The 25,084-nt window shown below is 68.8% G+C and carries 13 protein-coding genes, 1 tRNA gene and 3 pseudogenes; 15 read left to right on the top strand and 2 right to left on the bottom strand.

What is annotated here, in order from left to right:
* Positions 1-558 precede the first annotated feature (558 nt).
* From ACIPRD_RS01885 to drmB, 5 genes are read left to right on the top strand one after another with little or no spacing between them, the layout of a single operon-like run.
* The gene (locus ACIPRD_RS01885; protein WP_401559089.1) at positions 559-1,449 is read left to right on the top strand and encodes a hypothetical protein; all 891 of its coding nucleotides are present in this window, start codon (positions 559-561) and stop codon (positions 1,447-1,449) included.
* A complete protein-coding gene (locus ACIPRD_RS01880; RefSeq protein WP_401559086.1) occupies positions 1,422-3,011 on the top strand; it encodes a hypothetical protein in 1,590 nt (529 codons plus the stop codon). The genes ACIPRD_RS01885 and ACIPRD_RS01880 overlap by 28 nt, the downstream gene beginning before the upstream one ends.
* Positions 3,011-4,747, top strand: a complete 1,737-nt coding sequence (locus ACIPRD_RS01875) for an NERD domain-containing protein (RefSeq protein ID WP_401559083.1) — start codon at positions 3,011-3,013, stop codon at positions 4,745-4,747. The genes ACIPRD_RS01880 and ACIPRD_RS01875 overlap by 1 nt, the downstream gene beginning before the upstream one ends.
* Positions 4,744-8,211 (top strand): helicase-related protein, encoded by a 3,468-nt coding sequence (locus tag ACIPRD_RS01870; RefSeq protein ID WP_401559080.1) that lies wholly within the window; start codon positions 4,744-4,746, stop codon positions 8,209-8,211. The genes ACIPRD_RS01875 and ACIPRD_RS01870 overlap by 4 nt, the downstream gene beginning before the upstream one ends.
* The gene (gene drmB / locus ACIPRD_RS01865) at positions 8,208-10,100 is read left to right on the top strand and encodes a DrmB family protein (protein ID WP_401559077.1); all 1,893 of its coding nucleotides are present in this window, start codon (positions 8,208-8,210) and stop codon (positions 10,098-10,100) included. The genes ACIPRD_RS01870 and drmB overlap by 4 nt, the downstream gene beginning before the upstream one ends.
* A 246-nt stretch (positions 10,101-10,346) precedes the next feature.
* Here the strand turns inward: drmB and ACIPRD_RS01860 are convergent, their stop codons facing one another.
* A complete protein-coding gene (locus ACIPRD_RS01860; RefSeq protein ID WP_401559074.1) occupies positions 10,347-11,156 on the bottom strand; it encodes a hypothetical protein in 810 nt (269 codons plus the stop codon).
* 302 nt (positions 11,157-11,458) lie between these two features.
* Between ACIPRD_RS01860 and ACIPRD_RS01855 the strand changes: the two are divergent.
* From ACIPRD_RS01855 to ACIPRD_RS01845, 3 genes and pseudogenes are all read left to right on the top strand, one after another.
* Positions 11,459-11,851 (top strand): annotated as a pseudogene (locus tag ACIPRD_RS01855) (replication initiator); the annotation flags it as partial.
* Between the two features lie 20 nt (positions 11,852-11,871).
* Entirely contained in the window at positions 11,872-12,042 is a 171-nt protein-coding gene (locus ACIPRD_RS01850) for a helix-turn-helix domain-containing protein (RefSeq protein ID WP_355803087.1), read from the top strand.
* Positions 12,039-13,414, top strand: a pseudogene (locus ACIPRD_RS01845) (tyrosine-type recombinase/integrase). The gene ACIPRD_RS01850 and the pseudogene ACIPRD_RS01845 overlap by 4 nt, the downstream one beginning before the upstream one ends.
* A 655-nt stretch (positions 13,415-14,069) precedes the next feature.
* On the opposite strand, the gene ACIPRD_RS01840 reads toward ACIPRD_RS01845, so the two are convergent.
* Positions 14,070-14,141 (bottom strand) — tRNA-Arg (locus tag ACIPRD_RS01840).
* Between the two features lie 108 nt (positions 14,142-14,249).
* On the opposite strand from ACIPRD_RS01840, the pseudogene ACIPRD_RS01835 reads away from it, so the two are divergent.
* The 7 genes and pseudogenes from ACIPRD_RS01835 to rho form a co-directional block, all read left to right on the top strand.
* Positions 14,250-14,756: pseudogene (locus ACIPRD_RS01835) on the top strand (response regulator); the annotation flags it as partial.
* Between the two features lie 372 nt (positions 14,757-15,128).
* Entirely contained in the window at positions 15,129-16,511 is a 1,383-nt protein-coding gene (nrtL, locus tag ACIPRD_RS01830; RefSeq protein WP_401559071.1) for an ArgS-related anticodon-binding protein NrtL, read from the top strand.
* A gap of 60 nt (positions 16,512-16,571) precedes the next feature.
* On the top strand, positions 16,572-17,963 hold the full coding sequence (lysA, locus tag ACIPRD_RS01825; protein WP_356405424.1) for a diaminopimelate decarboxylase: 1,392 nt from the start codon (positions 16,572-16,574) through the stop codon (positions 17,961-17,963).
* 360 nt (positions 17,964-18,323) lie between these two features.
* Positions 18,324-19,622 carry a homoserine dehydrogenase gene (locus tag ACIPRD_RS01820; RefSeq protein ID WP_356405714.1) on the top strand — a complete coding sequence of 433 codons (1,299 nt, stop codon included), beginning with the start codon at positions 18,324-18,326 and terminating at the stop codon, positions 19,620-19,622.
* A 6-nt stretch (positions 19,623-19,628) separates the two neighbouring features.
* On the top strand, positions 19,629-20,687 hold the full coding sequence (gene thrC / locus ACIPRD_RS01815) for a threonine synthase (protein ID WP_356405422.1): 1,059 nt from the start codon (positions 19,629-19,631) through the stop codon (positions 20,685-20,687).
* A 575-nt stretch (positions 20,688-21,262) separates the two neighbouring features.
* Positions 21,263-22,192, top strand: coding sequence for a homoserine kinase (gene thrB, locus ACIPRD_RS01810; protein ID WP_356405420.1), 930 nt, complete (start codon positions 21,263-21,265; stop codon positions 22,190-22,192).
* 408 nt (positions 22,193-22,600) lie between these two features.
* Complete coding sequence (gene rho, locus ACIPRD_RS01805; protein WP_356405418.1) at positions 22,601-24,562, top strand: transcription termination factor Rho; 1,962 nt, start codon at positions 22,601-22,603, stop codon at positions 24,560-24,562.
* The last annotated feature ends 522 nt before the right edge of the window (positions 24,563-25,084 follow it).

The raw sequence follows: 25,084 nt of genomic DNA, 5'->3' as shown, positions 1-25,084 counted from the left end.
TCCTGCTTCGCGCGGCTCGCCCACGGCATCTGCCGGGGGCTTCCTGGCGCGCAACTCCGGAGGGGCTTCGAGTCCGGGCATCCGTGCTGGTCACGCGCCTCTGGCCGATCGCATCGCCGTTCGTCGTCCACGGGTGGTCCATGAGCTGCTACAGCTAGGCGGAGGGTGGCGACCAGGGGTGGCCGATCGGGCATACCTCCGGACTGGGGCCTGCGGCGCCATGCCTGCAGCCTCCCCAGACGCCTCCAACCTGCCTTTCTCCGGAGCCGCCCCGTCCGCCCCCTGCGCCGCCCTGCCGAGTAGAAGAGGGGTGGTTTAAGTGTGAAGATATTGTAAGATCCACGCACTGTCAGAGGGGGGACGTCCTCGATGGTGGTGCCGGGGGATGTTCTCTTCGTGGGGGCTGGGGCTGGGGCGGTGGCAAGAGGCAAGACGTCGCTCCGTGGCGCGTCCACGCTGGTCGGCGACAGGTGGCAGACGCTGCCTGAGTGGGCGGCATGGTTCTCGGAGATCGGGTACTGGGCGGCAGGCCTGCGCGACGGAGGCTCAAACACGGTAGTGGCGCTGTCCGTTCCGACGCGTGAGTACATCGCAGTGTTGCTGGCTTATGGGGTGGTGAACCAGGCATCCCAGGAAGAAGTGTTTCCTTCGGAGGCGGAGCAGAACTTCGACCAGGCCCAGGGCCTGCCCCTCGGCGCCTGTGTCCGAGTCATTCCGGTCAAGGGTCCCGGGCAGGGACGGCGCGTGTACACGGGAGTGTTCGGCGGGGCGATTCAGAACCATCATGGACGGGTCTACGAACTCGCGGGCAGCAAGAGTCCTGGTCGGCGTCCTGGACCGATTTCGTGGTTTCCAGCAGACGACTACCGGCTCCAACTGCTCCGCTGGCCGGACCTGCCAGAGGATTACAAGGGCAGAAGCCGCTTCAGCGAAGAGCTTGAAATACCCGTCGGAGCCGAGAAGCTGTTGGTTGGACGGATGACCGACTTCTACGGACGCTGCTCGCTGCACAGCGTCGTGATAGGGGTAAGGAACACGGTCCTGGCCGAAGCCCAGGTCGTCGTCGGGGCACCCGGAGGACCGGCACTGCCCCTGCAGGACCTCCTGCGTCTGCGCGCAGTCCGCTCGCCTGGATCCCACTATCGCAGTGTGGTGCTGTCGAGCCGGGGCGATCCGGAGGAGTACCGCGACGTCGTGCGATCCTGTCGGCCGGCTGTGGCCGTGCTCGACAGTGCGGCAACGGTTCGGCGGTGGCTTGGAGCAAGTCTCGCGGGCGTGACGGTGGCTGTGGTTGAGCGCACAAGCCCGTCAGCGCTGGCCGCTGCAGACGCGCTCTACGAAAACCGATGGCGCAGCGTGGCCAACGTCGACGTGCCCAGAGACCTCGGCAGCCGTATTCCTCCGGGAGTTGAACTGCTGGCATGGAAGGGCAGGGGGGCGGCACGATGAGTTTGTGGGAGGTAGACAAGGTCTACCAGCATGCGGGCTGCGCCATCGAGGAGCAGCCTGTGCACCACGCAGGAGTGCACTCGTTCATGCGAGTAGCTTCGCAGTTTCTGCGTGCAGTAGGGGAGTTGGAAAGCTCTGACCTGTGGAGGCAAGCCTGCGTCGAGATCCGGCGGGTCCGGTGGCTCCTCGGTACCGTGCCGGTGCCCCTCAATAGCTCGCAGCTCAGGCTTCAGGAGACGGCGCACAGTTTGGCGGGCATCAGCGCTCGTTTGCGGCAGGCTGCGGATGCCGACCTGGTGCGCCAGCTGTCCGCCGTCGCGCAGGCCCTGACCCGCCTGGGAGCGGACTCCTCCAATCCCCTTATGGCCGGGGTTATGACGTTCCTGTCGTCTGGCCGCAAGGGCACGCCGCTTGTGGTGGTGACCAACCGCTTCTACCAGGACGCCGTTGTCCGCGCGTTCGGTGTGATCCACTACCCAGTGGAGATTGGCCTGGTCAGTGACCTGTTGGGGGCTGAGGTGTATGGCTCGGCCGTGGTCGTGGGACCGGTTGGTTGGCTTCCGCCGGGTGTGCTGAATGCTCCCCGGGCAGCGCGGCTCGGACTGGTCCACTATGACTTCTACCGTGAGCCGCTGGACGTACAGCCGCTATTCGACGAGGGGCCTGTGCTGCGCGGCACCATGCCAGCGCGCGTACGCCGCCGCGACACGAGGACAGTCGGAGCACCGTCCGAGCTCACGGGTGGTACGACGCCTGAGACTGCAGAGTTCCTGCTGACGGATCTCGATGTCGCTTCCCTAGCGCAGGATGCTGTCGCAGGACTTCCCGTTGAAGCTCTGCGGGACGGTGTTTCGGGCGGTCACGAGGGGGTGGAGGCCCGTGCGGCTCTGCTCGCCGACGGCTCGTATGTCCTGCTGCCCGTGGAATCCAGCGTTCACAAAATCCTGCTGGTTGAGCCGGATCCGGATGATGAGCCTTCTGTCGAGGCCGTCGACGGGGCCTCGATTTCGGTCGGCGACTACGTCGTACTTCGCGGTAGCTCCTACTATCAGAGCCTGGTCGAGCGGGCCGACGTCGTCCTAGGCGACGACGCACCTATGCTGCGGGCGCTACAACAGGGGTGGAAGACGCAGCTGGGCGATCGTATTGCCCATCACCCAGATGGTCGTCGGGGGGTTGCGAAGGACTTGGTGGCGCGCGGCGCGATAACAACCAACCTGGACTACTGGACGAGCTCCTGGTGCATCAGAACCCGGCGTAGAGATGACTTCGCTGTCGTCATGGCCTACCTGGGCCGCAGAGGGGAAGCGCAGGACGTCTGGGCTGCTCTCGGCCGAATCGACCATGCACATCGCAGTGCCGGGCGGGGTTACGCCGAGGCTGTGCAGCGTGCTGTCTCCGGGGATTTGTGGCAGCAGCTCTGGGTGGACCGCTGGTGCGAGATCCCCCTGGACGATACGGACTCGGGCGCCCGGGTGGCTCTGGTCGACGCCGTTCTCCCCGGACAGCTGTGCGTTCCCCCGCATTATCTCTGTCGGCTCCGCACTTCGGAGGTGCCCTGATGGCGCGCATGATCCCGTCGGCCTTCGATCCGGAAGTCACCCCAAGTCCCGGAGAGAAAGAGGTATTCCAGCGGTTCCGCGATGACCCTGGCACGGAAGGTTGGGTGGTGCTGCATTCGCTGGGGATCGCCAACCACCCGCGTCAGATCCAAGGTGAGGCTGACTTCGTCATCATCGTGCCCGGGAAGGGAATCCTAGTCCTAGAGGTGAAGGCCCATCTGCAGGTCAGGCGCCTCCCGAGTGGTGAGTGGCGGCTGGGCAGCCAGCCACCAACCCTGAGGAGCCCGTTCCAACAGGCCGATGAGGCCATGCATGCGGTCAAGGAGAAGCTCATAGGCCACGGTGGTGGGCTCGGAGCTGTACCCATGACGTCAGCGGTGCTGTTCACGCACAGCCGGTTCGCGGTGTCAGGCCCCATGGAGTGGCACTCATGGCAGGCGATCGACACAGTGGCTCTGCACAGCCGTCCCGTTTCCGCTCTGATCACCGGGGTCCTGGACGCTCACCGCGCGCACCTCACCTCAACTCCCACAGCAGGCTGGTTCAACCCGGCATCCGCCGCTCCCGACGCTGGCCAGACGGACCGGATCCTGGAGGCGCTGCGGCCCTCATTTGAGTTTGCCGAACCGCCCAAGCTGCGGCGGCAGCGGATGGAGCGGGAAACGCAGACGTTCACGAAGCAGCAGTACGAGGTGCTCGACATGATCGCCGCCAACCGGCGGTGCCTGGTCCGCGGTGCCGCAGGGACGGGCAAGACGTTCGTGGCGGTGGAGGCGGCACGGCGGTTCGCCGGAAACGGTCAGAGAGTTTTGCTGTGCTGCTTCAACCGGCAGTTGGGCCACTGGCTCAAAGAAGAGACCGCCGGGGTGGATGGGATCACGGCGGCTCACCTTCACTCCTACATGGCGGGACTGGTGCCCGCTGCACGCCCTGAGGCAAGCGGAGACGACGGGTTCTTCACCGAAGAGCTTCCCGATCTCGCCCTGGAAGCTTTGTTGGAGCGTGACGGCCCGCCGTTCGACGTGCTAGTGATCGACGAGGCACAGGACCTGATGCGCGAGTCCTACCTCAACGTCCTCGACTCCTCCTTGCGCGGAGGTCTGTCTAGTGGTCAGTGGCTGGCGTTCGGCGACTTCACGCGCCAGGCCCTCTATGACTCCGGCGGCGAGGGAATGAAAGCCCTCCACGGGCGGACGGCGGGCGAGCCAGCGGTATTCATACTGCGTCACAACTGCAGGAGCGTCCCCGACATCACCTTCTACGTGGAAGCAACGTCCGACCTGGACCCGGGCTACACCGGAACGCTGCGGCCCTCGAACGACCGGACCGCAGAGCACCTGTGGTGGACGGACAGCGAGGAACAGCAGCGGCTAATGGCGGACAGGCTCACCCAGCTCACCCGCGAAGGGTTCCGGCCCGAGGACATCGTCGTCCTGTCACCGCTGCGCAATGACCAGAGCGCGGCCGGCAACTGCCGGGACCCCCGTTGGCAAAACCGGCTCGTGCCCTTCGGCTCCCCGCGGCCGGGGGCGGTGCGATACGGGACAGTGCACGCCTTCAAGGGGCTGGACTCTCCGGCGGTCATCCTTACGGATATCGCCTCTTTCGGGTCGGCGCGCGACCAGACGCTCTTCTATGTGGGCGCTTCCCGCGCCAGGGACGAACTCACGGTGCTGATGTCCCAGAACGCACGCCCTAGCTTCCGCAAGCAGGTCTTCAAGGAGAAGGCAGCATGACCATCAGCGACCACCTCGGTCCGCGTGAGGACGTTATCGACGCCCTGAGGGCCGAGCTGCTCGGCCCTGCGCCCGCCGGCAAGTCCCTCAGCCCGGAACCGTTCGGCAACTGGGAGGAAGCCCGCGGCCCATGGGTGGACTCGGAGTCCGGAGAGGAGATCCTCGACCGGGCCCCGCTGGTGCGGTACGGCGTCGGCGTCCTGTACCCCGCCGAGAGCACCGCCCGGCCTGCGGACGAGGATTGCACGGTCGTTGCCGGTCTCGTGGACGGTGAGCTCGACGAAAAGGTCTTCGAGGGCCTGCAGGAAGCTGCACAGCGCACGGTCGGCGGGCCGCCGGAGGACGACGATTTCGACCTCGCCGGCGCGAACGACCGACGTCCCAGCACCATGGGCCTGTCGTTCATGCTGGCGGGCGGGAGCGGTACGGCTCTCCGCATCGTTTTCACAGGTGGCCGCTACCGGCACCGGAACGTGTCTGTGGCCGGCGATACGCGTCGGTGGTGGGTACGAAGCCCCGTTACGGCGGTCTGGGAGCTGTCCGCGGACGAGATCGCCACGGCCAACCGGGTCCTGCGGAAGCCGCAGCCAGACGCGGACACCGCGCGCAGCATTGAAGGGCTCGACCTGGAGCTGATCGTCAACGTGCGCAGCCACCAGGACGGCAGGCTGATCACAGTCGCCCTCGTCAACCGGACGGTCCCCGGAACTCAGCCACTCGATGCTGTGAGCCTCTTCCAGGCCGAGATGACCGTCGAGCCGCAGGGCGGGTGGCTCGCCCCCTACCCGGAGGCAGCCGAAGCCGAGACGCATCCGGACGACGCCTCGTTCAATCTGCTCTACCGGGAAGCACGGACCTTCGCTGTGGGGCACGGCTGTGCCGCGGACTGGGACGACCCCACAGAGGGCCGGGCCGCCTGGGCCAAGGCCGACCCGCTGCCCTGGTACGAGGCACCCAGCATCACCCCCGACATCCGGCAGAACGGCAGCCCGCTCACTGTCTCCATGGAGCAGCTTTCTGGGGACGGCCCTGGCGGTCCTGAGCGCCTGGAGCAGGTCGTCGGCGCGTACGCGGAGTGGATCGAGGGGCTCGAGGAGAAGGCTGCCGGCCTCGACGAGCGGTTCCGGACGACCGCCGTGCAGCACATCAAAGGCTGCCGCAAGGCTCTGCGCCGTATGAGGGAAGGGCTCGAACTGGTCCGTGACGCCCGGAGCGACGTGGGCCGTGCCTTTCGGATGGCGAACCGTGCCATGTTGCGTCAGCAGCTGCGCTCCGGGGCCGACCTGCGTGAGACGCAGTTCGTCGACGGGCGGTACCAGGTGGAGGGGGCCCAGCCGGATGAGAACGAGGCTCGTCGCAAGGGCAAGGGAAACTGGCGTGCCTTCCAGATCGCGTTCCTCCTGGCCGCCGTCCCCTCAAGTGCCGACCCCCTCCATGACGACCGTGAGGTTGTCGACCTCATCTACTTCCCCACCGGCGGTGGCAAGACTGAGGCCTATCTCGGACTGTCTGCCTTCACGATGCTGCTCCGTCGTCTGCGCAACGACGGCGACACGAGTGTCACCGTCCTCATGCGCTACACGCTGCGTCTGCTGACCGCTCAGCAATTCCTGCGCGCCTCCGCTCTCGTCTGCGCACTTGAGGAACTGCGCGCAGACGAGCCGGACCTCGGAACGGTCCCCTTCTCGATCGGGATCTGGGTGGGTGGCGAGACCACTCCCAACCGGCGCGCGGATGCGAAGTCAGCACTTAACAGGCTCTACCGCGGGGAGCAGGAGAACCCGTTTCTGCTGCTGCGCTGTCCCTGGTGCTCAGCTCAGATGGGGCCCGTCACCAGCCAGGAGGAAGTCACCGCGCCCGGGCAGCGCCGCCGTAGGACCGGTCGGCGCACCGGAGCGGCGGCCCGCACACCCGTAGCTGGGTACACGGAGTACCGCGGAACCGTGCGCTTCATCTGTCCGGACAATGAGTGCCGGTTCTCCACGGAGGACTCGCCACTGCCTGTCTACGTGGTTGACGAGGACCTTTACGAGCACCGGCCGACTCTCGTGATCGGGACGGTGGACAAGTTCGCCCTCATTGCCTGGCGGCCCAAAGCAAGGGCCCTGTTCGGCTTCGGATCCGACGGGCTCGGTTCGGACGGCTCCCGGGCCTACTCGCCCCCTTCGCTGATCATCCAGGACGAGTTGCACCTCATCGCCGGTCCGCTCGGTTCCCTTACGGGCCTCTACGAAGGCGTTATTGAAGAGCTGTGCACCGACCGGCGAGACGGTACACGCATCCTCCCCAAGATCGTCGCCTCCACCGCGACGATCCGGCGGCACGAGGAGCAGGTCAAGGCCCTTTACGGCCGTGAGCAGGTGCACCTTTTCCCGCCGCACGGCATCGACGCCTCCGACTCCTTCTTCGCCGTCTACGACCGCGATCCGGAGACCGGCACTCTCAAACCGGGGCGGCGCTACATCGGCGTGCACGCCCCCGCCCTCGGCTCCATGCAGACCACACAGGTCCGCACGTTCGCCGCCCTGCTCCAGGCAGCCAAGGACCTTCCCGAAGACTTCCGCGACCCCTGGTGGACGCTGCTCGCCTTCTTCAACAGCCTCCGTGAGCTCGGCAACTCACTGTCGCTCATGCAGTCCGACATCCCCGACTACCTGAGGACCATCAACAACCGCTCAGAGACGGACCGCACCGGGATGCGCTACCTCAACTGGGTCGAGGAGATGACCAGCCGCCTCCGGCAGGACCAGATCCCCGAAGCCATCCAGAAGCTCGAGCGGCAGCTCACGGACGAACAGCGGGCCGTCGACGCCTGCCTGGCCTCCAGCCTCATTGAGGTCGGCATCGACATCCCCCGTCTCTCGCTCATGACCGTTGTCGGCCAGCCCAAGAGCACCTCCCAGTACATCCAGGTCACCGGTCGCGTCGGACGACGCATTCCCGGACTGGTCGTCACCCTGTACGGGGCCGGCAAACCCCGCGACCGCAGCCACTTTGAGCGCTTCCGCAGCTACCACGAACGCCTGTACGCGCAGGTCGAACCGACCAGCTCCACCCCATTCGCCCCGCCCGCCCTGGACCGGGCCCTGCGCGCAGTCGCGGTTGCCTACATCCGGCAGACCGGACCGGAGGCACTTGAGCCTCAGCCGTTCCCCGCCGAAGGCTGGGAAGCGGCCAGAAAGCTTCTCCTCGACCGGGTCGACTTCTGCGACTCCGAAGAGGCTGACCGGACAGCCAGCATCCTGGACAGGATGCGCAAGGAGTGGGAGGCGTGGCAGCCCGGGCAATGGGGCGACTTCGGGCCCACGGTCAGCGGCGACCAGCTCCTGCGCCCCCTTGGCCAGTACGCGGACGAGCAGGCGCAGAGTATGACCTGGGCGATCCCCTCCTCCATGCGCGGCGTCGACGCCGAATGCCAGATCGAGGTCACGTCGGAGTACGCGATCCAGGAAGGACAGTCATGATCCGCGGCAAGGTCCGGCGCTCCCAGATGGTCGCTCCGTTCGGCCCCGGGGCCATGCATGTGCTGTCCGACGGGACGTCGGTCATTACGGCAGGCCTCGACCATTGGTTTCCACGCGGAGACGACCGCAACCAGGAAGAGTTCCGTATCCACGAGTGGCGCCTGGAACAGCATCTTGGTGTCGACGCGCTCTACTCTCCTCCGGATTACCGCACCCGTTCGGAGAACGGGGTCAACACCGGTCTCACCGTCCCGGTCCTCCGGTTCCCTACCTGGGGCTTCTGCCCGCGCTGCCGCAAGCTGGCCAAGGACCGGCTCCACCAGGAGAACCGTCCGGCCTGCAGGGAGCATGAGTCCTCCGGCCGCAAGCCCTTCTTTGCTCAGGTGCCCTTCGTCGCGATCTGTGAGCGAGGGCACCTCCAGGACTTCCCCTGGTTCGAATGGGCGCACAAGTCAGCGTCGCCCTCTTGCCGGGGACACCGCCTCTCGCTGCGGTCCTCTGGCGGCGGCACTCTGGCCTCTCAACGGGTGTCCTGTTCCTGCAAGGCGACCCGGAGTCTGGAAGGCATCACATCAACAAAGAGTAGTGCCGAGAGTGGCCTTTCCACGGTCCTCTCGGAAGAGCTCGAGCCGGGCGGGCCGGCGTACCTGTGCCGCGGTGGGGCGCCCTGGCTGGGGATCGACCGCGAAGGGGAGCCGTGTGGGAGTCCTCTCCGCGGTAGCCTGCGCGGCGCCGCGAACGTCTACTACTCGCTCCTGAAGAGCTCCATCTTCGTGCCAGAGATGGCCGCGTCGACTGCCGACCCAAAGGTCCTCGCTGTCCTGCAGGACGGGGCGATCGCGCAGGCGCGGCAGAGGGCAGCGGTCTTCCTTGACAAGGGAGAGGCTTTGCCTGTCCACATGCTCCGGAAAGCGGCCCAGGGCAACGCCTTCCTCCTCGAGGATTTCAGCGACGAGGAGATCGCCCGCGCACTTGCCGTGCTGCAACAGTCCGAATCCGGAGCCTCAGAGACAGAGGAGCCAGGCTCCGCGCAGGACCCAGCTCCATTCCGCGCCACCGAGTACCAGACGCTGCGCGGTGCGATCGAGTCCGAGGAACTGGTCGTACGCGAGCCTCGAGGACAGTACGCCCCGAGCGTTGCCTCCGCCTTCGCCCGCGTAAGGCTTGTAGAAAAGCTCCGTGAAACTCGGGTGCTATGGGGCTTCAACCGCGTTTTCGCGGAGTCCCCTTACGATGATGCGTCCCGCAAGGCACTGCTGCGCCGCACACCCGCGCGCCCGGGTGGCAACTGGCTTCCGGCATACGCTGTCAGCGGCGAGGGCATATACCTGGAACTCGACACGGCACTGCTGGGTGCCTGGGAGGAGCGCCAGGCCGTCCTGACGCAGGCTGAACTACTCACACAGCGCTTCTCGGACCTGGCCGCACAGCGAGGCCTGACTAAGCGCGAGTTGTCGCCGCGCTTCATCCTCCTGCACACACTGGCGCACTTGCTCATCAACCAGCTCACCTACGAGTGCGGCTACAGCTCGGCCTCCCTGAGAGAGCGCCTCTACGTGAGCCCTGGCCCGGACGGCATGGCCGGCATTCTCATCTACACCGCGGCTGGGGACTCGGAGGGAACCTTGGGCGGCCTGGTTCGGATGGGCGAGCCCGGTCGGCTGGAGGGAGTGCTGGAGAACGCCCTGGCACACGCTGCCTGGTGTTCCTCGGACCCGGTGTGCATCGAGAGCAGGGGCCAAGGTCCCGGATCCTGCAATCTTGCCGCCTGCCACGGCTGCGCGCTGCTTCCTGAGACTGCATGCGAGGAGTACAACCGCTTCCTTGACCGTGCCTTGGTGATCGGTGGGCTCGGAAAGAGCGAGCTCGGATTCTTCGCCACGAACTGAGAGCAGGTTGGTGGTGTGCGTGAGCGTCTCACCTCACGCACACCACCTTCGTCTAGCACTGCACGTGAGCGGTTCCGGAGGGCCCTTCACTGCTGAGGATTCCTGCAGGTCACAGGCCTACGGTTCCTCCTAGCGGGAATCCCCGTCCACAAATAGTCCACGGGTAGGAGCCGGCGTTGGTTGGGCCGCGTTCCGCGCTTCAGCAGCGACTGGGGCCATGGAGCGATACACCCATCCACTGACTTGTTACTCGGGACTGCTGATGGACATAACGCTTTCTGGGATTTTGCGCAGTGCGGCGAGCATCCGAGTGAGTGTGAGAGTCCACTCGTTGGCTTGTTTTGCGTCGATTGCGTAGTCGAGGCCGGCGGACTTGGCCCGCTCGGACATCTCTTCCAGTTGCTCGGGGAGCTCCCCGACTCCGTCCGCCAGCATGAGGATGTGGCGCTCGAACTCACGCCGCAGCCGTTCGAGTGCCTGGGTATCGGACTCCTCGGTGTCGGTGGCGCTGTCTGCTGGGTCGGTCCTGGTCAAGAGAGCAGCTTCGGGGGCGTCGAGGTCCTGCGGTTCCCATTCGGGTGCGCTGGGTTGGCCGGAGGTGGTGTTCTCCGTAGCCGACTGCTTTCGATAGCTTCGGGTGCCGGACTCCTTGGTGAAAGTTCGGTTGAACCACGCTCGGGTAGCCCGGCTAGCGGTTGGCAACCCGTCCGGACCGATTTGTGAAGGTGGGCGGTCGCCATGGTCCATTGCGTCGGAGATCTCGCGCAACAGGCCAACGGCAATGACGCGGTTGTTGCGCATCGCAGTGATGCTGTTCGTCACGCTACGCCGAACGCGGTCTGCCTTAGTTCCTTCGTCATCGATTTTCTGGCCGGCCAATGAACCACGGTCGGCATCAATGAGGTCGAACGCAGCGAGCCAGTGCGGCGCACGATATGCGAGCAATTCCTCGAATGCTTCGTCGTCCGTATTCGCAGCGGCCAGCAGGTCCACAAGCGTTCGCCCTGTTAGCTCAACTCCGTTGAAGGCCGCGGTGCGCTTGAGTACCTCGGCCACGCGAGGGTTCCACGGATTGGGGTAGCTCTCGGAGGTAAGGGCAGACCACGCACGCACCCGGCGGTTCACGTCAGAGGCTGACATTTGAGAGGGAGCGGGTTCGCTGAGTGCGCTACGGATCAACTGGCGCTTTTTTACTTCCTCCTTGGTCGGGAATAGTTCGATCAGTAGTCGCATCGACCGGATATCGCGCAGGGTGGAGATGAGGCGCCGTCGGGCACGTCGGGCAGGTCCGTGATGGGGGCAAGGCCAGTCAGAACGTCGGCGATCTTATCTTCCAGCTCGCCGTGAGCCGTATAGGTACCCAGCACCTCGACCGCCCGCTCAGGTTCCTCGCCGAGCTGGCCCAAGCCAGGCTGACCGAACACGCCCGCCAGCTGATCCGCACCGCGTGGGCCCTCGGCGCCCGTAAGGGCCTGGAGCACCCCCGCTTACGGGCCTGGGCGCACATGCTCGGCTTCCGCGGCCACTTCTCCACCAAGTCCCGCCGCTACTCCACCACCCTCGGCGCCCTCCGCACCGCCCGCGCCCACTGGCGCCGAGCTCAAGCGGCCGCCGCGCTGCCCGAACGGGAGCCCGAGACGACGTACGTCCTCGCGCACTGGGTCTTCGCCGGAACCGGCCTCTCGGCCGCCGAAGCCTGGCTGTCCGCATCCCTTGAACCCGCCCTCGGAACGGAAGGAGAACCGACGTGAACCACCGTCGCGATGAGCCGATGACCGTTCCCCAGATCTTGGATGAGCTGGGTGGGGTCTCTCGCCGGACGTTCTACCGCTGGCGCGAGCTGGGGTACGGGCCGGCCGCGTTCAAACTGCCCAACGGAGAGCTCCGGGTTTGGCGGAGCGACTTCACCACGTGGCTGCGACAGCTGGAGGCCGCCGCGTGAAGTCCCTCGACGTGAAGGTCTGGGCTGTACGAAAGCGCGATACGAAAACGCCCTCGTACGGCGTCCGGTGGTCCGTGGCGGGCAACGTCTTCTCCGACTCCTTCCGCACGAAGGCACTGGCCGATCACTACCGCTCGAAGCTCATGCGGGCGATGCGCGACGGCGAGGAGTTCGACCAGGTGTCCGGGCTTCCGGACTCGATGGAGCCGAAGAAGTCGGCTGTGTCCTGGTACGACTTCGCGCTCAGGTACCTCGCCATGAAGTGGCCCCACGCCGCCCCCAATACGCGGGACGGCATCAACGAATCGCTCACCAGCGTGACTGTGGAGCTCCTCGACGAGCGGGCGGGACGGCCGTCCGACCAGGCCATCCGCAAGGCGCTGCGCAACTGGGCCTTCGTCCTGCCGGGGCCCGACGCCCGAGACGTCCCGGACGATGTACGGAACGTCCTTCACTGGGTGTCGAAGGCCTCGCGGCCCCTCGCCGATCTCGCCGAACCGGCCACGGCTCGTGCGGTGCTGGACTCACTGAAACTCAAGCTCGACGGCACGGCCGCGGCAGCGGAAACGGTGCGGCGTAAGCGGCGGACCCTCGTCAACGCAGCGAACTATGCCGTCGACCTGGGGGAGCTGCGCGAGAACCCGATCACGGCCGTCCGCTGGCAGAAACCGAAGGTCTCCGGCCACAGGTCGACCCTCGCGTTGTCGCGAACCCCGAGCAGGCTCGCAATCTCCTGGCGGCCGTCTCCTACGTGGGCGGCTACCGGCGGGCCCGTGGTCGGCGCCTGGTGGGTCTCTTCGCCGCCATGTACTTCGGCGGTCTCCGGCCGGCTGAAGCGGTCGGCTTGGTCGAGACGGACCTGAATCTCCCCGGACAGGGTTGGGGCTCTGCGCTGCTTCACCGGACTCGTCCCTCGGTGGGCAAGCAGTGGACCGACTCGGGGGAGACCCACGACGACCGCGGTCTGAAGAACCGGCCCATGGAGGACGTCAGGCGGGTGCCGATCCCGCCTCACCTCGTCGCCGCACTCCGCGAGCACCTGGCCACCTTCGGCACGGCGGACGACGGACGGCTCTTCTTCAGCGAGAAGGGGTCGGTCGTCCCGTCCTCGACCTACTACCGCGTATGGCAGGAAGCCCGACTCCTCGCGCTCCCGCCATCCGTGGCCTCCTCGCCGCTCGCGAGTCGGCCGTACGACCTTCGGCACTCGGCGCTGTCGACGTGGCTCAATGCGGGTGTCGACCCCACCGAGGTGGCCGAGCGCGCCGGCAACAGTGTCGAGGTCCTGCTGACCCGCTACGCGAAGTGCCTCGACGGACGACAGGACGTCGCCAACCGGCGGATCGAGGATCTGCTTCGCGAGTACGAGTGAGACGGCCCGCCCCGAGATTGAGGCCCCAGATTTGGTCTGGGGCCTTCCTCGTTTTGAGCCGCACCCGCGGTGCGCTCCCTCACTTGCGCGGGCAGTTACGTTTGTCATGCCCGTGGTAGTCGCACACGCTGCACTTCCCAGCGTTGGGAGATACGTCGCACGACCGCCTGTCGTGCCCTCCCTCGCCGCACCAAGAGCAAGTGCGGGTCCCGCTCGCGCTCATTTTTGTCCTCCGTATTGTCCGTGGCTCGCCCTTCGGACGGGAGTCTAAACGTCGCGAACCTGCTAGATCGGCGTTTTGTCAGACGAACAGCCACATGGGATAAGGGAGTTGGCCGCCGCGCGTGCGGACGTCCGCTAGCCGCTTCAGTTCGACCGGAGATCGCCCCTCAGTGACGCGTCCCTTCCTGGAGACGTAAGCATTGCCCGCGTCGGCGGCATCCATGATCCCCGCCAGATGGGGCCGACTGCACGCGCTGGCAGGTGTTCGCCGTCTCCAGGTCCTCACCTGCGGCGATGCCCCAAGATCCCGTCCACGCCTCGTCCACAGACCCCGACATACGCTCGCTCCGAGCCGCAGGCGGCTGCACAAACACGAAGACCCCATCCTCAGCGTTTCCGCTGGTGACGGGGTCTTTGGACACTTCCTGCGAAGTGCCCCCGGCAGGATTCGAACCTGCGCACACGGCTCCGGAGGCCGTTGCTCTATCCCCTGAGCTACGGGGGCGTGTCGGGCGCTTGAGTTGTTGCTTGCGGCGACGGGTAGAACCCTAGCAGGTCTTCCGGGGTGATCAGGAACGCGTTTCCAGAGGTGGGTCGCCTGGACGGGGTGGAAGTGGGGAAAAGCCCTACGCGGTGGCCGGGGCGGACCTACTCTCGAGTTGTGCCAGGCGTGTCGGGCCGGGTGCTTGTTGTGGACGACAACAAGGTCATCCGGCAGCTGATCAGGGTCAACCTCGAGCTGGAAGGGCTGGAGGTCGTGACCGCGGCCGACGGTGCCGAGTGTCTGGATGTGGTGCATCAGGTGCGGCCCGACGTGGTCACCCTCGATGTCGTCATGCCCCGCCTCGACGGGCTCCGTACCGCTGCCCGGCTCCGTGCCGACCCCCGCACCCACGACCTTCCCCTCGCCATCATCAGCGCCTGCACGCAGCACGAGGTCGAGAGCGGCCTCGACGTCGGCGTCGACGCCTTCCTCGCCAAGCCCTTCGAGCCCGCCGAACTCGTCCGTCTCGTCAAGCACCTGATGGAGCGCAAGGGCGAGCGCGGCAAGGATCAGGGACAGAGGCAAGGGCAGGGGCAGGGTGGGGGCCGCGGTGGAGGTGCGGGCGCAGGCTCGGGCTCGGGAGACGGCTCAGGAGACGGTGAGGGCGAGGCGGAGAGCGAGGGGGACCGGGATTCCGGTGGCACTCGTGGTTCCGGCAGGGCCCGCAGTGTCGGTGGTGTCGCTGGTGTCCATGGTGTCGGTGGTTCCGGGGCCGTTCGCAGTGCCGGGAGTGGCGGCCGTGGCGAGGGCAGTGAGGTAGACGGGGGTACCGGGACCGCCGGAGTGGTGGCGGGGCTGGGGTGTCCCTCGGGCCCTGGGTGAGGAGAGTGGTCCGGGGTGGATCCTCGGCGCGGGTTCGCCCGGTCGTGCGGGTCCGGTCGGAGCCCGGGGGCGCTCCAGGGGAAACCTCCTCGACTGCCCGCTCCCTTCCTCCCCTACGCTTGTCCCGTGACACCCGTCGAGCTCTCCCGCACCGTGCTGCACGCGGTGCGCCGTGCCGTGGACGAGGGCGAGCTCGCTGTGACGGTGCCCGAGCGGGTCGTGGTGACCGAACCGGGGCCCGGCGGATGCGGCGACTACGCCACCAATGTCGCCCTCCAGCTGGCCCGGCCGGCCGGGCAGCCGCCGCGGCGGGTCGCCGAGATCCTGCGCGCGCGGCTCCTCCTCGACGACGGTGTCCAGGACGTCGTCGTCACCGGCCCCGGGTTCCTCAACATCAGCCTCGCCGCGCGATCCGACCCCGCCGCCGCGCTCGTCCGCGAGATCCGCCGGCTCGGTACCGCCTACGGGCACAGCGACGCCCTCGCCGGGCAGGTCGCCGTACTGACGGTTCCGTACGACGTCCGGGCCGAGGTCGTCGCCGACGCCGTCGTACGGATCATGGCCACCCAGGGCGGGCGGTGCGAGGTCGGGCACGGCGAGCCCGTCAATCTGCGGCCCGTCCCCGCTCCCGAGGACCCCGCGCCGCTCGGCGCCGACGCCGCCCAGTGGGCCCTGCTGCACCCCGCCGCGCACGACCGGCCCCGCATCACCGCCGACCACCTCGTGCAGCGCGAGGCCAATCCGCTGTTCCGGGTGCGGTACGCCCACGCCCGCGTCCGCTCCCTCAGCCGCAACGCCGCCCGCCTCGGCTTCGGCGCCGAACCCGGCGACCTCCGGCTCGACCCGCGGCCCGAGGGCGACCTCCTCCCGCCCCAGGCGGACCCCTTGCGGGCGCGGGCCGACCTCCAGCTCCAGGCGGACCCCCTGCGGGCGCAGGCCGACCTCCACTTCCAGGCACACCCCCCGCAGGCGCAGTCCGACCAGCACGACCTCCAGCCCCGGCCCCAGGACCAGCCCGGGTTCCAGGAACAGCCCCGGCCCCAAGGCGAGCCCCGCCCCCACGACCAGCCCCACCCCCACCCTGATCCCGACGCCGACGCCGACGCCGACGCCGACGCCGACGCCGACGCCGACGCCGACGCCGACGCCGACGCCGACGCCGACGCCGACGCCGACGCCGACGCCGGCAACCGCGTCCGCACCGTCGCCCACCCCACCCTCGCCCACCCCACCCCCACTCCCACCCCCGCCCGTCCCCTCCTCGCGGCCCTCGCCGCCCACCCCCGTGTCCTCGCCTCGGCCGCCGCGCACCGGGCTCCGGACCGGCTCGCCCGGCATCTCGTGACCGTCGCCGATGCCGTGCTGCCGTTCCTGCCCGCCGTGCTGCCGAGCGGGGAGGAGAAACCCTCGGCCGCCCACCGGGCCCGGCTGGCTCTTGCCGAAGCCGCCGGGACGGTGCTCGCCGGCGGCCTGTCCCTGCTCGGTATCGACGCACCCGAACACCTCTGAGGCCCGCAGCACACCCGACCCGGGCCCCGGAGTGAGACAGAGAGTCTGAGAGCCAACGTCATGAGCCGTTCCGCGCACCCCGCCGGCCCCCGCTACGCCGATGTCCTCCCCGAGGGGCACTACTCGGCGCCGCCCACGGACCTCAACGCCCTCGACCCCAAGGTGTGGGCGCAGACCGTCGGCCGGGACGCCGACGGCGTGCTGACCGTCGGCGGGATCCCGGCGACGCGGCTCGCCGAGGAGTTCGGCACCCCCGCCTACATCCTCGACGAGGACGACTTCCGCGCCCGTGCCCGCGCCTGGCGTCACGCCTTCGGCGCGGACGCCGACGTGTTCTACGCCGGCAAGGCGTTCCTCTCCCGTGCCGTCGTGCGCTGGCTGCACGAGGAGGGACTCAACCTCGACGTCTGCTCCGGCGGCGAGCTGGCCACCGCGCTCTCCGCCGGCATGCCCGCCGAGCGGATCGCCTTCCACGGCAACAACAAGTCCGTCGCCGAGATCACCCGCGCCGTCGAGGCCGGTGTCGGGCGGATCGTGCTCGACTCCTTCCAGGAGATCGTGCGGGTCGCGCACATCGCGCAGTCCCTCGGCGTACGGCAGAAGGTGCAGATCCGCATCACCGTCGGCGTCGAGGCGCACACCCACGAGTTCATCGCCACCGCGCACGAGGACCAGAAGTTCGGCATCCCGCTCGCCGGGGGCCAGGCCGCGGAGGCCGTACGGCGTGCCCTCCGGCTCGACGGGCTGGAGCTCATCGGCATCCACTCCCACATCGGCTCGCAGATCTTCGACATGTCCGGCTTCGAGGTCGCGGCCCACCGCGTCGTCAAGCTGCTGAAGGACATCCGCGACGAGCACGGTGTCGAGCTGCCCGAGATCGACCTCGGCGGTGGTCTCGGCATCGCGTACACGAGCGACGACGACCCGCGCGAGCCGCACGAGATCGCCAAGGCGCTCACCGAGATCGTCACCCGCGAGTGCGAGTCCGCCCGGCTGCGGACGCCCCGCATCTCCGTCGAGCCCGGACGCGCCATCGTCGGCCCGACCGCGTTCACGCTGTACGAGGTCGGCACGGTCAAGCCGCTCGACGGGCTGCGGACGTACGTCTCCGTCGACGGCGGCATGTCCGACAACATCCGTACCGCGCTGTACGACGCCGAGTACAGCGTGGCCCTGGTCTCGCGTACGAGCGACGCCGAGCCGATGCTGGCCCGTGTCGTCGGCAAGCACTGCGAGAGCGGGGACATCGTGGTCAAGGACGCGTTCCTGCCCGCCGACCTGGCGCCGGGCGACCTGATCGCCGTACCCGCGACCGGCGCCTACTGCCGTTCCATGGCCAGCAACTACAACCACGTGCTCCGGCCGCCGGTCGTCGCGGTGAAGGACGGCGAGGCCCGGGTGATCGTCCGGCGCGAGACGGAGGAGGACCTGCTGCGTCTCGACGTCGGCTGAGGACGACAGAGGGCAGGGAAAGGCGGAAGGCGGACGCCGGCTCCGGGCGGCGTCCCCCGCGCACCACCCCCCGGACCGGCCGGCGCACCGTCCCGCGCACCGTCCCGCGCACCGTCCCGCGCACCGCTTCCGACCTGGCAGTACCCGACAGGGCGCGGCCCGGAAGGCATGCCGGTCCGGGCCGTGGAGGCGTGCCGATCCGGGCCGGGAAGGCGAGCGCGGACCCGGCCGGAATTCCTCCGTCGTTCCGGTCCGGAGAAATGAAATTGATGTCTCACGATCCGGACGTAGGGGAGAAACTCCCGTCCGGTGCGTGAGACTGTTCCCACCGTAATCGGTATGAGGAAACGAGGTCGGATGATGCGTACGCGTCCGCTGAAGGTGGCGCTGCTGGGCTGTGGTGTCGTCGGCTCAGAGGTGGCTCGCATCATGACGACGCACGCCGACGACCTCGCCGCCAGGATCGGCGCCCCCGTGGAACTCGCGGGCGTCGCCGTACGGCGGCCCTCCAAGGTCCGTGAGGGCATCGACCCGGCCCTCGTCACCACCGACGCCACCGCGCTCGTCAAGCGGGGCGACGTCGACGTGGTGGTCGAGGTCATCGGCGGCATCGAGCCCGCCCGGACCCTCATCACGACCGCCTTCGAGCACGGCGCCTCCGTCGTCTCCGCCAACAAGGCGCTGCTCGCCCAGGACGGCGCCGCACTGCACGCCGCGGCCGACGAGCACGGCGCCGACCTCTACTACGAGGCCGCCGTCGCCGGCGCGATCCCGCTGATCCGGCCGCTGCGCGAGTCCCTCGCCGGCGACAAGATCAACCGTGTGATGGGCATCGTCAACGGCACCACCAACTTCATCCTCGACAAGATGGAGTCGACGGGCGCCGGCTACCAGGAGGCCCTCGACGAGGCCACCGCGCTCGGATACGCCGAGGCCGACCCCACCGCCGACGTCGAGGGCTTCGACGCCGCCGCCAAGGCCGCCATCCTCGCCGGGATCGCCTTCCACACCCGCGTGCGCCTCGACGACGTCTGGCGCGAGGGCATGACCGAGGTCACCGCCTCCGACTTCCGCTCGGCGAAGGAGATGGGCTGCACCATCAAGCTGCTCGCCATCTGCGAGCGGACCCCGGACGGGGCGTCGGTCACCGCGCGCGTGCATCCCGCGATGATCCCGCTGACCCATCCGCTCGCCTCCGTGCGCGGCGCCTACAACGCGGTCTTCGTCGAGTCCGACGCGGCCGGTCAGCTGATGTTCTACGGCCCCGGCGCCGGCGGCGCGCCCACGGCCTCCGCGGTGCTCGGCGACCTCGTCGCCGTCTGCCGCAACCGGCTCGGCGGGTCCACCGGGCCCGGTGAGTCGGCGTACGCCGCCCTGCCGGTGTCGCCCATGGGGGACGTCGTCACGCGGTACCACATCAGTCTCGACGTCGCCGACAAACCGGGTGTCCTCGCCCAGGTGGCGACGGTGTTCGCCGAGCACGGGGTCTCGATCGACACGGTCCGGCAGCAGGGACGGCAGGACAGCGACGGCGAGGCCTCCCTCGTCGTCGTCACGCACCGGGCCCTCGACGCCTCCCTCTCCGGGACCGTCGAGGCGCTGCGCAAGCTCGACACCGTGCGGGGTGTCGCCAGCATCATGCGGGTTGAAGGGGAGTAAGCAGCAATGACCCATCAGTGGCGCGGAATCATCGAGGAGTACCGGGACCGGCTGCCGGTGTCCGGCACCACGCCGGTCGTGACGCTCCGCGAGGGCGGCACGCCTCTCGTGCCCGCGCAGGTGCTCTCCGAGCGCACCGGCTGCGAGGTCCACCTGAAGGTGGAGGGGGCCAACCCCACCGGTTCCTTCAAGGACCGCGGCATGACCATGGCGATCTCGCGGGCCAAGGAGGAGGGCGCCAAGGCGGTCATCTGCGCCTCCACGGGCAACACGTCCGCCTCCGCCGCCGCGTACGCCGTGCGGGCCGGGATGGTCTGCGCCGTGCTCGTGCCGCAGGGCAAGATCGCCCTCGGCAAGATGGGCCAGGCCCTCGTGCACGGCGCGAAGATCCTCCAGGTCGACGGCAACTTCGACGACTGCCTCACCCTCGCGCGCGGCCTGAGCGAGAACTACCCGGTGGCGCTGGTCAATTCGGTCAACCCGGTGCGGATCGAGGGCCAGAAGACGGCCGCCTTCGAGATCGTGGACATGCTCGGCGACGCGCCCGACATCCACGTCCTGCCGGTCGGCAACGCGGGCAACATCACGGCCTACTGGAAGGGCTACAAGGAGTACGCGGCCGACGGCATCGCCGCCCGTACCCCCCGCATGTGGGGCTTCCAGGCCTCCGGCAGCGCCCCGATCGTGCGCGGTGAGGTCGTCAAGGACCCCGCGACCATCGCCACCGCCATCCGCATCGGCAACCCGGCCTCCTGGCAGTACGCCCTCGCCGCGCGCGACGAGTCCGGCGGCGCCATCGACGAGGTGACGGACCGTGAGATCCTGCGCGCCTACCGGCTGTTGGCCGCGCAGGAGGGTGTCTTCGTGGAGCCCGCGTCCGCCGCGTCCGTGGCCGGTCTGCTCAAGGCGGCCGAGCAGGGCAAGGTCGATCCCGGGCAGCGCATCGTGTGCACCGTCACCGGCAACGGCCTGAAGGACCCGGGCTGGGCCGTCGAGGGCGCGCCGCAGCCCGACACCGTCCCCGTCGACGCGGCCGTCGCGGCCGAGCGCCTGGGTCTCGCCTGAGACGAGGGCGCTACCCGCTCCCGGGGCCACGGCTCCGGGAGCAAGGGCCCCGGGCCGAAAGGGGAAGGACCCGGGCCGGAAGTGCAAGGGCCCCGGCATGAAGCGCAAGGGGCACGGCCCGGAAGTGCAAGGGCCCCGGGCCGGAAGTGCAAGGGTCACGGCCCAGGGAGCCAGGGGCACGGGTGAGCGCCCGCCCCGCGCGACTGCGGGTCACCACCTCCGCCCGACCGCGGGCCACCCCCGCGTGACGGCGGGGTCCGGCCCGCGCGACGGCCCGGACGAGGGAAACCCCTGATGGGATGCACAAGGGGCTTTCGACACGCATCGTGCGCCTCCTGTGCGCCCTATGTCGCGGCAGAACCTTCCTTCGATAGGCTGTGGTGAACCCGCCCACCGCATATGCCCGAGCGTGTGGCACGGATCCGCGTACGCCGCGCGACCCGAGGGTCTTCGCACGTCATCGAATGTCCACATCGAATGTCCGCCGAACAACCGCCGAATGCCACGTCATGCAACGTCTGGCGTCATCCGGCTGTCGTCCGGCAGTCCCGCAGCTCAAGGAGTGTCTTCGAGCGATGGCCGGTCCAGCGTTCCGCGCCGCCGCCGTCCGGGTGCGCGTTCCCGCCACCAGTGCCAACCTCGGTCCGGGCTTCGACGCCCTGGGCCTCGCGCTGGGGCTCTACGACGACGTCGTCGTCCGGGTGGCCGACTCCGGGCTGCACATCGACATCGCGGGTGAGGGGAGCGAGACCCTGCCGCGGGACGAGAAGCACCTTCTCGTCCGTTCCCTGCGCACCGCGTTCGACCTGCTGGGCGGGCAGCCCCGCGGCCTGGAGATCGTGTGCGCCAACCGCATCCCGCACGGCCGGGGCCTCGGTTCCTCCTCCGCCGCCATCTGCGCCGGCATCGTCGCCGCCCGCGCGGTGACGATAGGCGGCGAGTCCCGCCTCGACGACACCGCGATGCTGGAGCTGGCCACCGAGATCGAGGGACACCCCGACAACGTCGCGGCCTGTCTGCTCGGCGGATTCACCCTTTCCTGGATGGAAGGGGGAGCGGCGCGCGCCATCAGAATGGAGCCGGACGATTCCATCGTTCCGGTGGTTTTCGTGCCCGGAAAGCCAGTACTCACCGAAACCGCGCGCGGTCTCCTTCCGCGCACCGTCCCGCACGTCGACGCCGCCGCCAACGCGGGCCGTGCCGCACTGCTCGTCGAGGCGCTCACCCGGCGCCCCGGGCTGCTGCTGCCCGCCACCGAGGACCGGCTGCACCAGGAGTACCGGGCCCCCGCCATGCCGGAGAGCGCCGCGCTGGTGGAGCGACTGCGCGCCGACGGCATTCCGGCCGTCATCTCCGGTGCCGGGCCCACCGTGATGGCGCTGGCCGACGCGGGTACCGCGGACAAGGTAGAGGCACTGGCCGGCGCCGAATGGACCGCCAACCGGCTGAGCCTCGATGTAAAGGGAGCGAGCGTGCTGCCGCTCGCACCCTCAGGTCTTGATTAACTGCGCACGCTTGCCGGATTTGGAGAGGGGGAATGTTTGTTGGATCCGGTAGTGTTAACCTCAAGTCTGCACCCGACCCCACCATGGCGAGGTGCTTCGTGTCCCCGTCAGGGACAGACATTCTTCCGGGAGCCTCCCAAGCCACTTCGTGTTCCGTGCGCCGTACCTGGGCAGTACGTCGTACGCGGGCACTGAGCGGGTTGCCGGGCACGCTCCGGAATCGGCGCTTTCACGCCACGTGACACCGCGTGTCGCGGCTCGCGGAAGCGTCATCACCAGAAATTCCTCCTCCGCCGCTTTGGCGGACCACCGCCCCGGCTTGGTTCGTAAGAGACAGAACCGATGCCGGACAGCACAACCGGTCGCCGAGCCAGACAGGCCGACGTCCGCTCCAGGGAAGGACCCTTCGTGAGCGACACCACCGATCTGATGGGCGCACGTGTCGAGGAGACCGCTGCCGCGCCCGCCACGGACGCCTCCGCGCCTGCCACCGGTGCAGGCTCCCGGCGGCGCCGCGGTACCGGCCTCGAGGGCATGGTGCTGGCCGAGCTGCAGCAGGTCGCATCCGGCCTCGGCATCAAGGGCACCGCGCGCATGCGCAAGAGCCAGCTGATCGAGGTCATCAAGGAGGCGCAGGCCGGGGGCGGTGCCCCCAAGGCCGAGGCCGTCGCCGAGACCAAGCCCAAGCGCCGCACCACCTCCAAGGCCCGTACGGGCGAGGAGGCCGAGAAGAAGGCGGAGAAGGCCGTCGAGGCCCCCGCCGACAAGGCGCAGCAGCAGATCGACATCCCCGGCCAGCCGGCCGGAGGCACCGCCCGTTCGGGCGAGGCCGGCGCCGACGACGCGCCGGGCGAGCGCCGTCGCCGCCGTGCGACCGCCGAGGCGGGCAGCCCGGCCGCGGGCGGCGCCGAGACCGTCGCCGCCGAGGCGAAGGGCGACGCGCAGGCCGACGCCGGTGACGGCGAGGGCCGTGGCCGCCGCGACCGCCGTGAGCGCGGCCGTGACCGTGACCGCGACCGCCGTGGCGGCAAGAGCGACGAGCAGCAGGGCGGACAGCAGCGCCAGGCGCAGGGCCAGCAGGGCGGCCGTCAGGGCCAGCAGCAGCGGCCCGACGAGGACGGGGACGACTTCGAGGGCGGCCGCCGCGGCCGCCGTGGGCGTTACCGCGACCGCCGTGGCCGCCGTGGCCGCGACGAGATGGGCGGCCCCGAGCCGCAGCTGGCCGACGACGACGTCCTGATCCCCGTCGCGGGCATCCTCGACATCCTCGACAACTACGCCTTCATCCGGACCTCCGGCTACCTGCCGGGTCCGAACGACGTCTACGTCTCCCTCGCCCAGGTCCGCAAGAACGGCCTGCGCAAGGGTGACCACGTCACCGGTGCGGTCCGTCAGCCGAAGGAGGGGGAGCGCCGCGAGAAGTTCAACGCGCTCGTCCGCCTCGACTCCGTCAACGGCATGGCCCCCGAACACGGCCGCGGCCGCCCGGAGTTCAACAAGCTGACGCCGCTCTACCCGCAGGACCGCCTCAGCCTGGAGACGGACCCGGGCGTGCTGACCACCCGCATCATCGACCTCGTGTCGCCGATCGGCAAGGGCCAGCGCGGTCTGATCGTGGCCCCGCCGAAGACCGGCAAGACCATGATCATGCAGGCGATCGCCAACGCGATCACGCGCAACAACCCCGAGTGCCACCTGATGGTCGTCCTGGTCGACGAGCGTCCGGAAGAGGTCACCGACATGCAGCGGTCGGTCAAGGGCGAGGTCATCTCCTCGACCTTCGACCGTCCGGCCGAGGACCACACCACGGTCGCCGAGCTCGCGATCGAGCGCGCCAAGCGTCTGGTGGAGCTGGGCCACGACGTCGTCGTGCTGCTCGACTCGATCACGCGTCTGGGCCGCGCCTACAACCTGGCGGCGCCGGCCTCCGGCCGCATCCTGTCCGGTGGTGTCGACTCGACCGCCCTGTACCCGCCGAAGCGCTTCTTCGGTGCGGCCCGCAACATCGAGGACGGCGGCTCGCTGACCATCCTCGCCACCGCTCTGGTGGACACCGGGTCCCGCATGGACGAGGTGATCTTCGAGGAGTTCAAGGGCACCGGCAACATGGAGCTCAAGCTCGACCGGAAGCTCGCCGACAAGCGCATCTTCCCGGCCGTCGACGTGGACGCCTCCGGTACCCGTAAGGAAGAGATCCTGCTGGGCGCCGAGGAGCTGGCGGTCGTCTGGAAGCTGCGCCGGGTGCTGCACGCCCTGGACCAGCAGCAGGCGATCGAGCTGCTGCTCGACAAGATGAAGCAGACGAAGTCGAACGTCGAGTTCCTGATGCAGATCCAGAAGACGACGCCGTCCTCCGGGAACAACGACTAGTCGCCCGACGGTCCGCAGAGGCCGCCCCCCGCCGTACGCCGGCGGGGGGCGGCCTTTCGGCGTTACGGACGCCCCTTTCGGCGTTACGGACGCCACGAGGTGTGCCGTACGCGCGGAGGCGCTCACGGTGTCTCAGCTGCCGTCCCCGCACGCGCCGGTGAGCCGCTCGCACGCGCCGGTGAGGTTCCCGGACGCGACGGCGGTGCTTCCGCGTCCGGCCGGACCGGCCTTCACCTGACCGCTGATGACGGTCCCTCTGGACGGCCGCGACGGGCGGGACTTCGCCCGCCCCCCGGCTCCGGCGATGCAAGCAGCGGCGGCCGGCGCCTGCCCGCCCCACCGGGGTGCCTTTTTGTCCGTACATGAACATCCTTGGCGTGATCGGCGAGACGTTCGCCACAGGTGTCTCGTTCGGTACCGGCTGCGACCGGTACGACCGGTTCGGCAGAAGTCGCAGGTGGGCGGGGATCGCCCCGCATCCACGGCTACACAGGGTGGCCGGTGCGGCACAGGGCGGTCACT

This window comes from Streptomyces sp. NPDC090108, from assembly GCF_044747185.1.
Lineage (GTDB): Bacteria > Actinomycetota > Actinomycetes > Streptomycetales > Streptomycetaceae > Streptomyces.
The sequence above is the reverse complement of the archived record's forward strand: the minus strand, read 5'-3'. Positions and strand labels throughout refer to the sequence as shown.

What these genes read in the sequence shown, in the direction of transcription:
- ACIPRD_RS01880 (WP_401559086.1), top strand. Translation starts at nt 1,422, where the DNA reads ATGGAAGGGCAGGGGGGCGGCACGATGAGTTTGTGGGAGGTAGACAAG.
- ACIPRD_RS01875 (WP_401559083.1), top strand. Translation starts at nt 3,011, where the DNA reads ATGGCGCGCATGATCCCGTCGGCCTTCGATCCGGAAGTCACCCCAAGT.
- ACIPRD_RS01870 (WP_401559080.1), top strand. Translation starts at nt 4,744, where the DNA reads ATGACCATCAGCGACCACCTCGGTCCGCGTGAGGACGTTATCGACGCC.
- drmB (WP_401559077.1), top strand. Translation starts at nt 8,208, where the DNA reads ATGATCCGCGGCAAGGTCCGGCGCTCCCAGATGGTCGCTCCGTTCGGC.
- ACIPRD_RS01850 (WP_355803087.1), top strand. Translation starts at nt 11,872, where the DNA reads ATGACCGTTCCCCAGATCTTGGATGAGCTGGGTGGGGTCTCTCGCCGG.
- lysA (WP_356405424.1), top strand. Translation starts at nt 16,572, where the DNA reads ATGAGCCGTTCCGCGCACCCCGCCGGCCCCCGCTACGCCGATGTCCTC.
- ACIPRD_RS01820 (WP_356405714.1), top strand. Translation starts at nt 18,324, where the DNA reads ATGCGTACGCGTCCGCTGAAGGTGGCGCTGCTGGGCTGTGGTGTCGTC.
- thrC (WP_356405422.1), top strand. Translation starts at nt 19,629, where the DNA reads ATGACCCATCAGTGGCGCGGAATCATCGAGGAGTACCGGGACCGGCTG.
- thrB (WP_356405420.1), top strand. Translation starts at nt 21,263, where the DNA reads ATGGCCGGTCCAGCGTTCCGCGCCGCCGCCGTCCGGGTGCGCGTTCCC.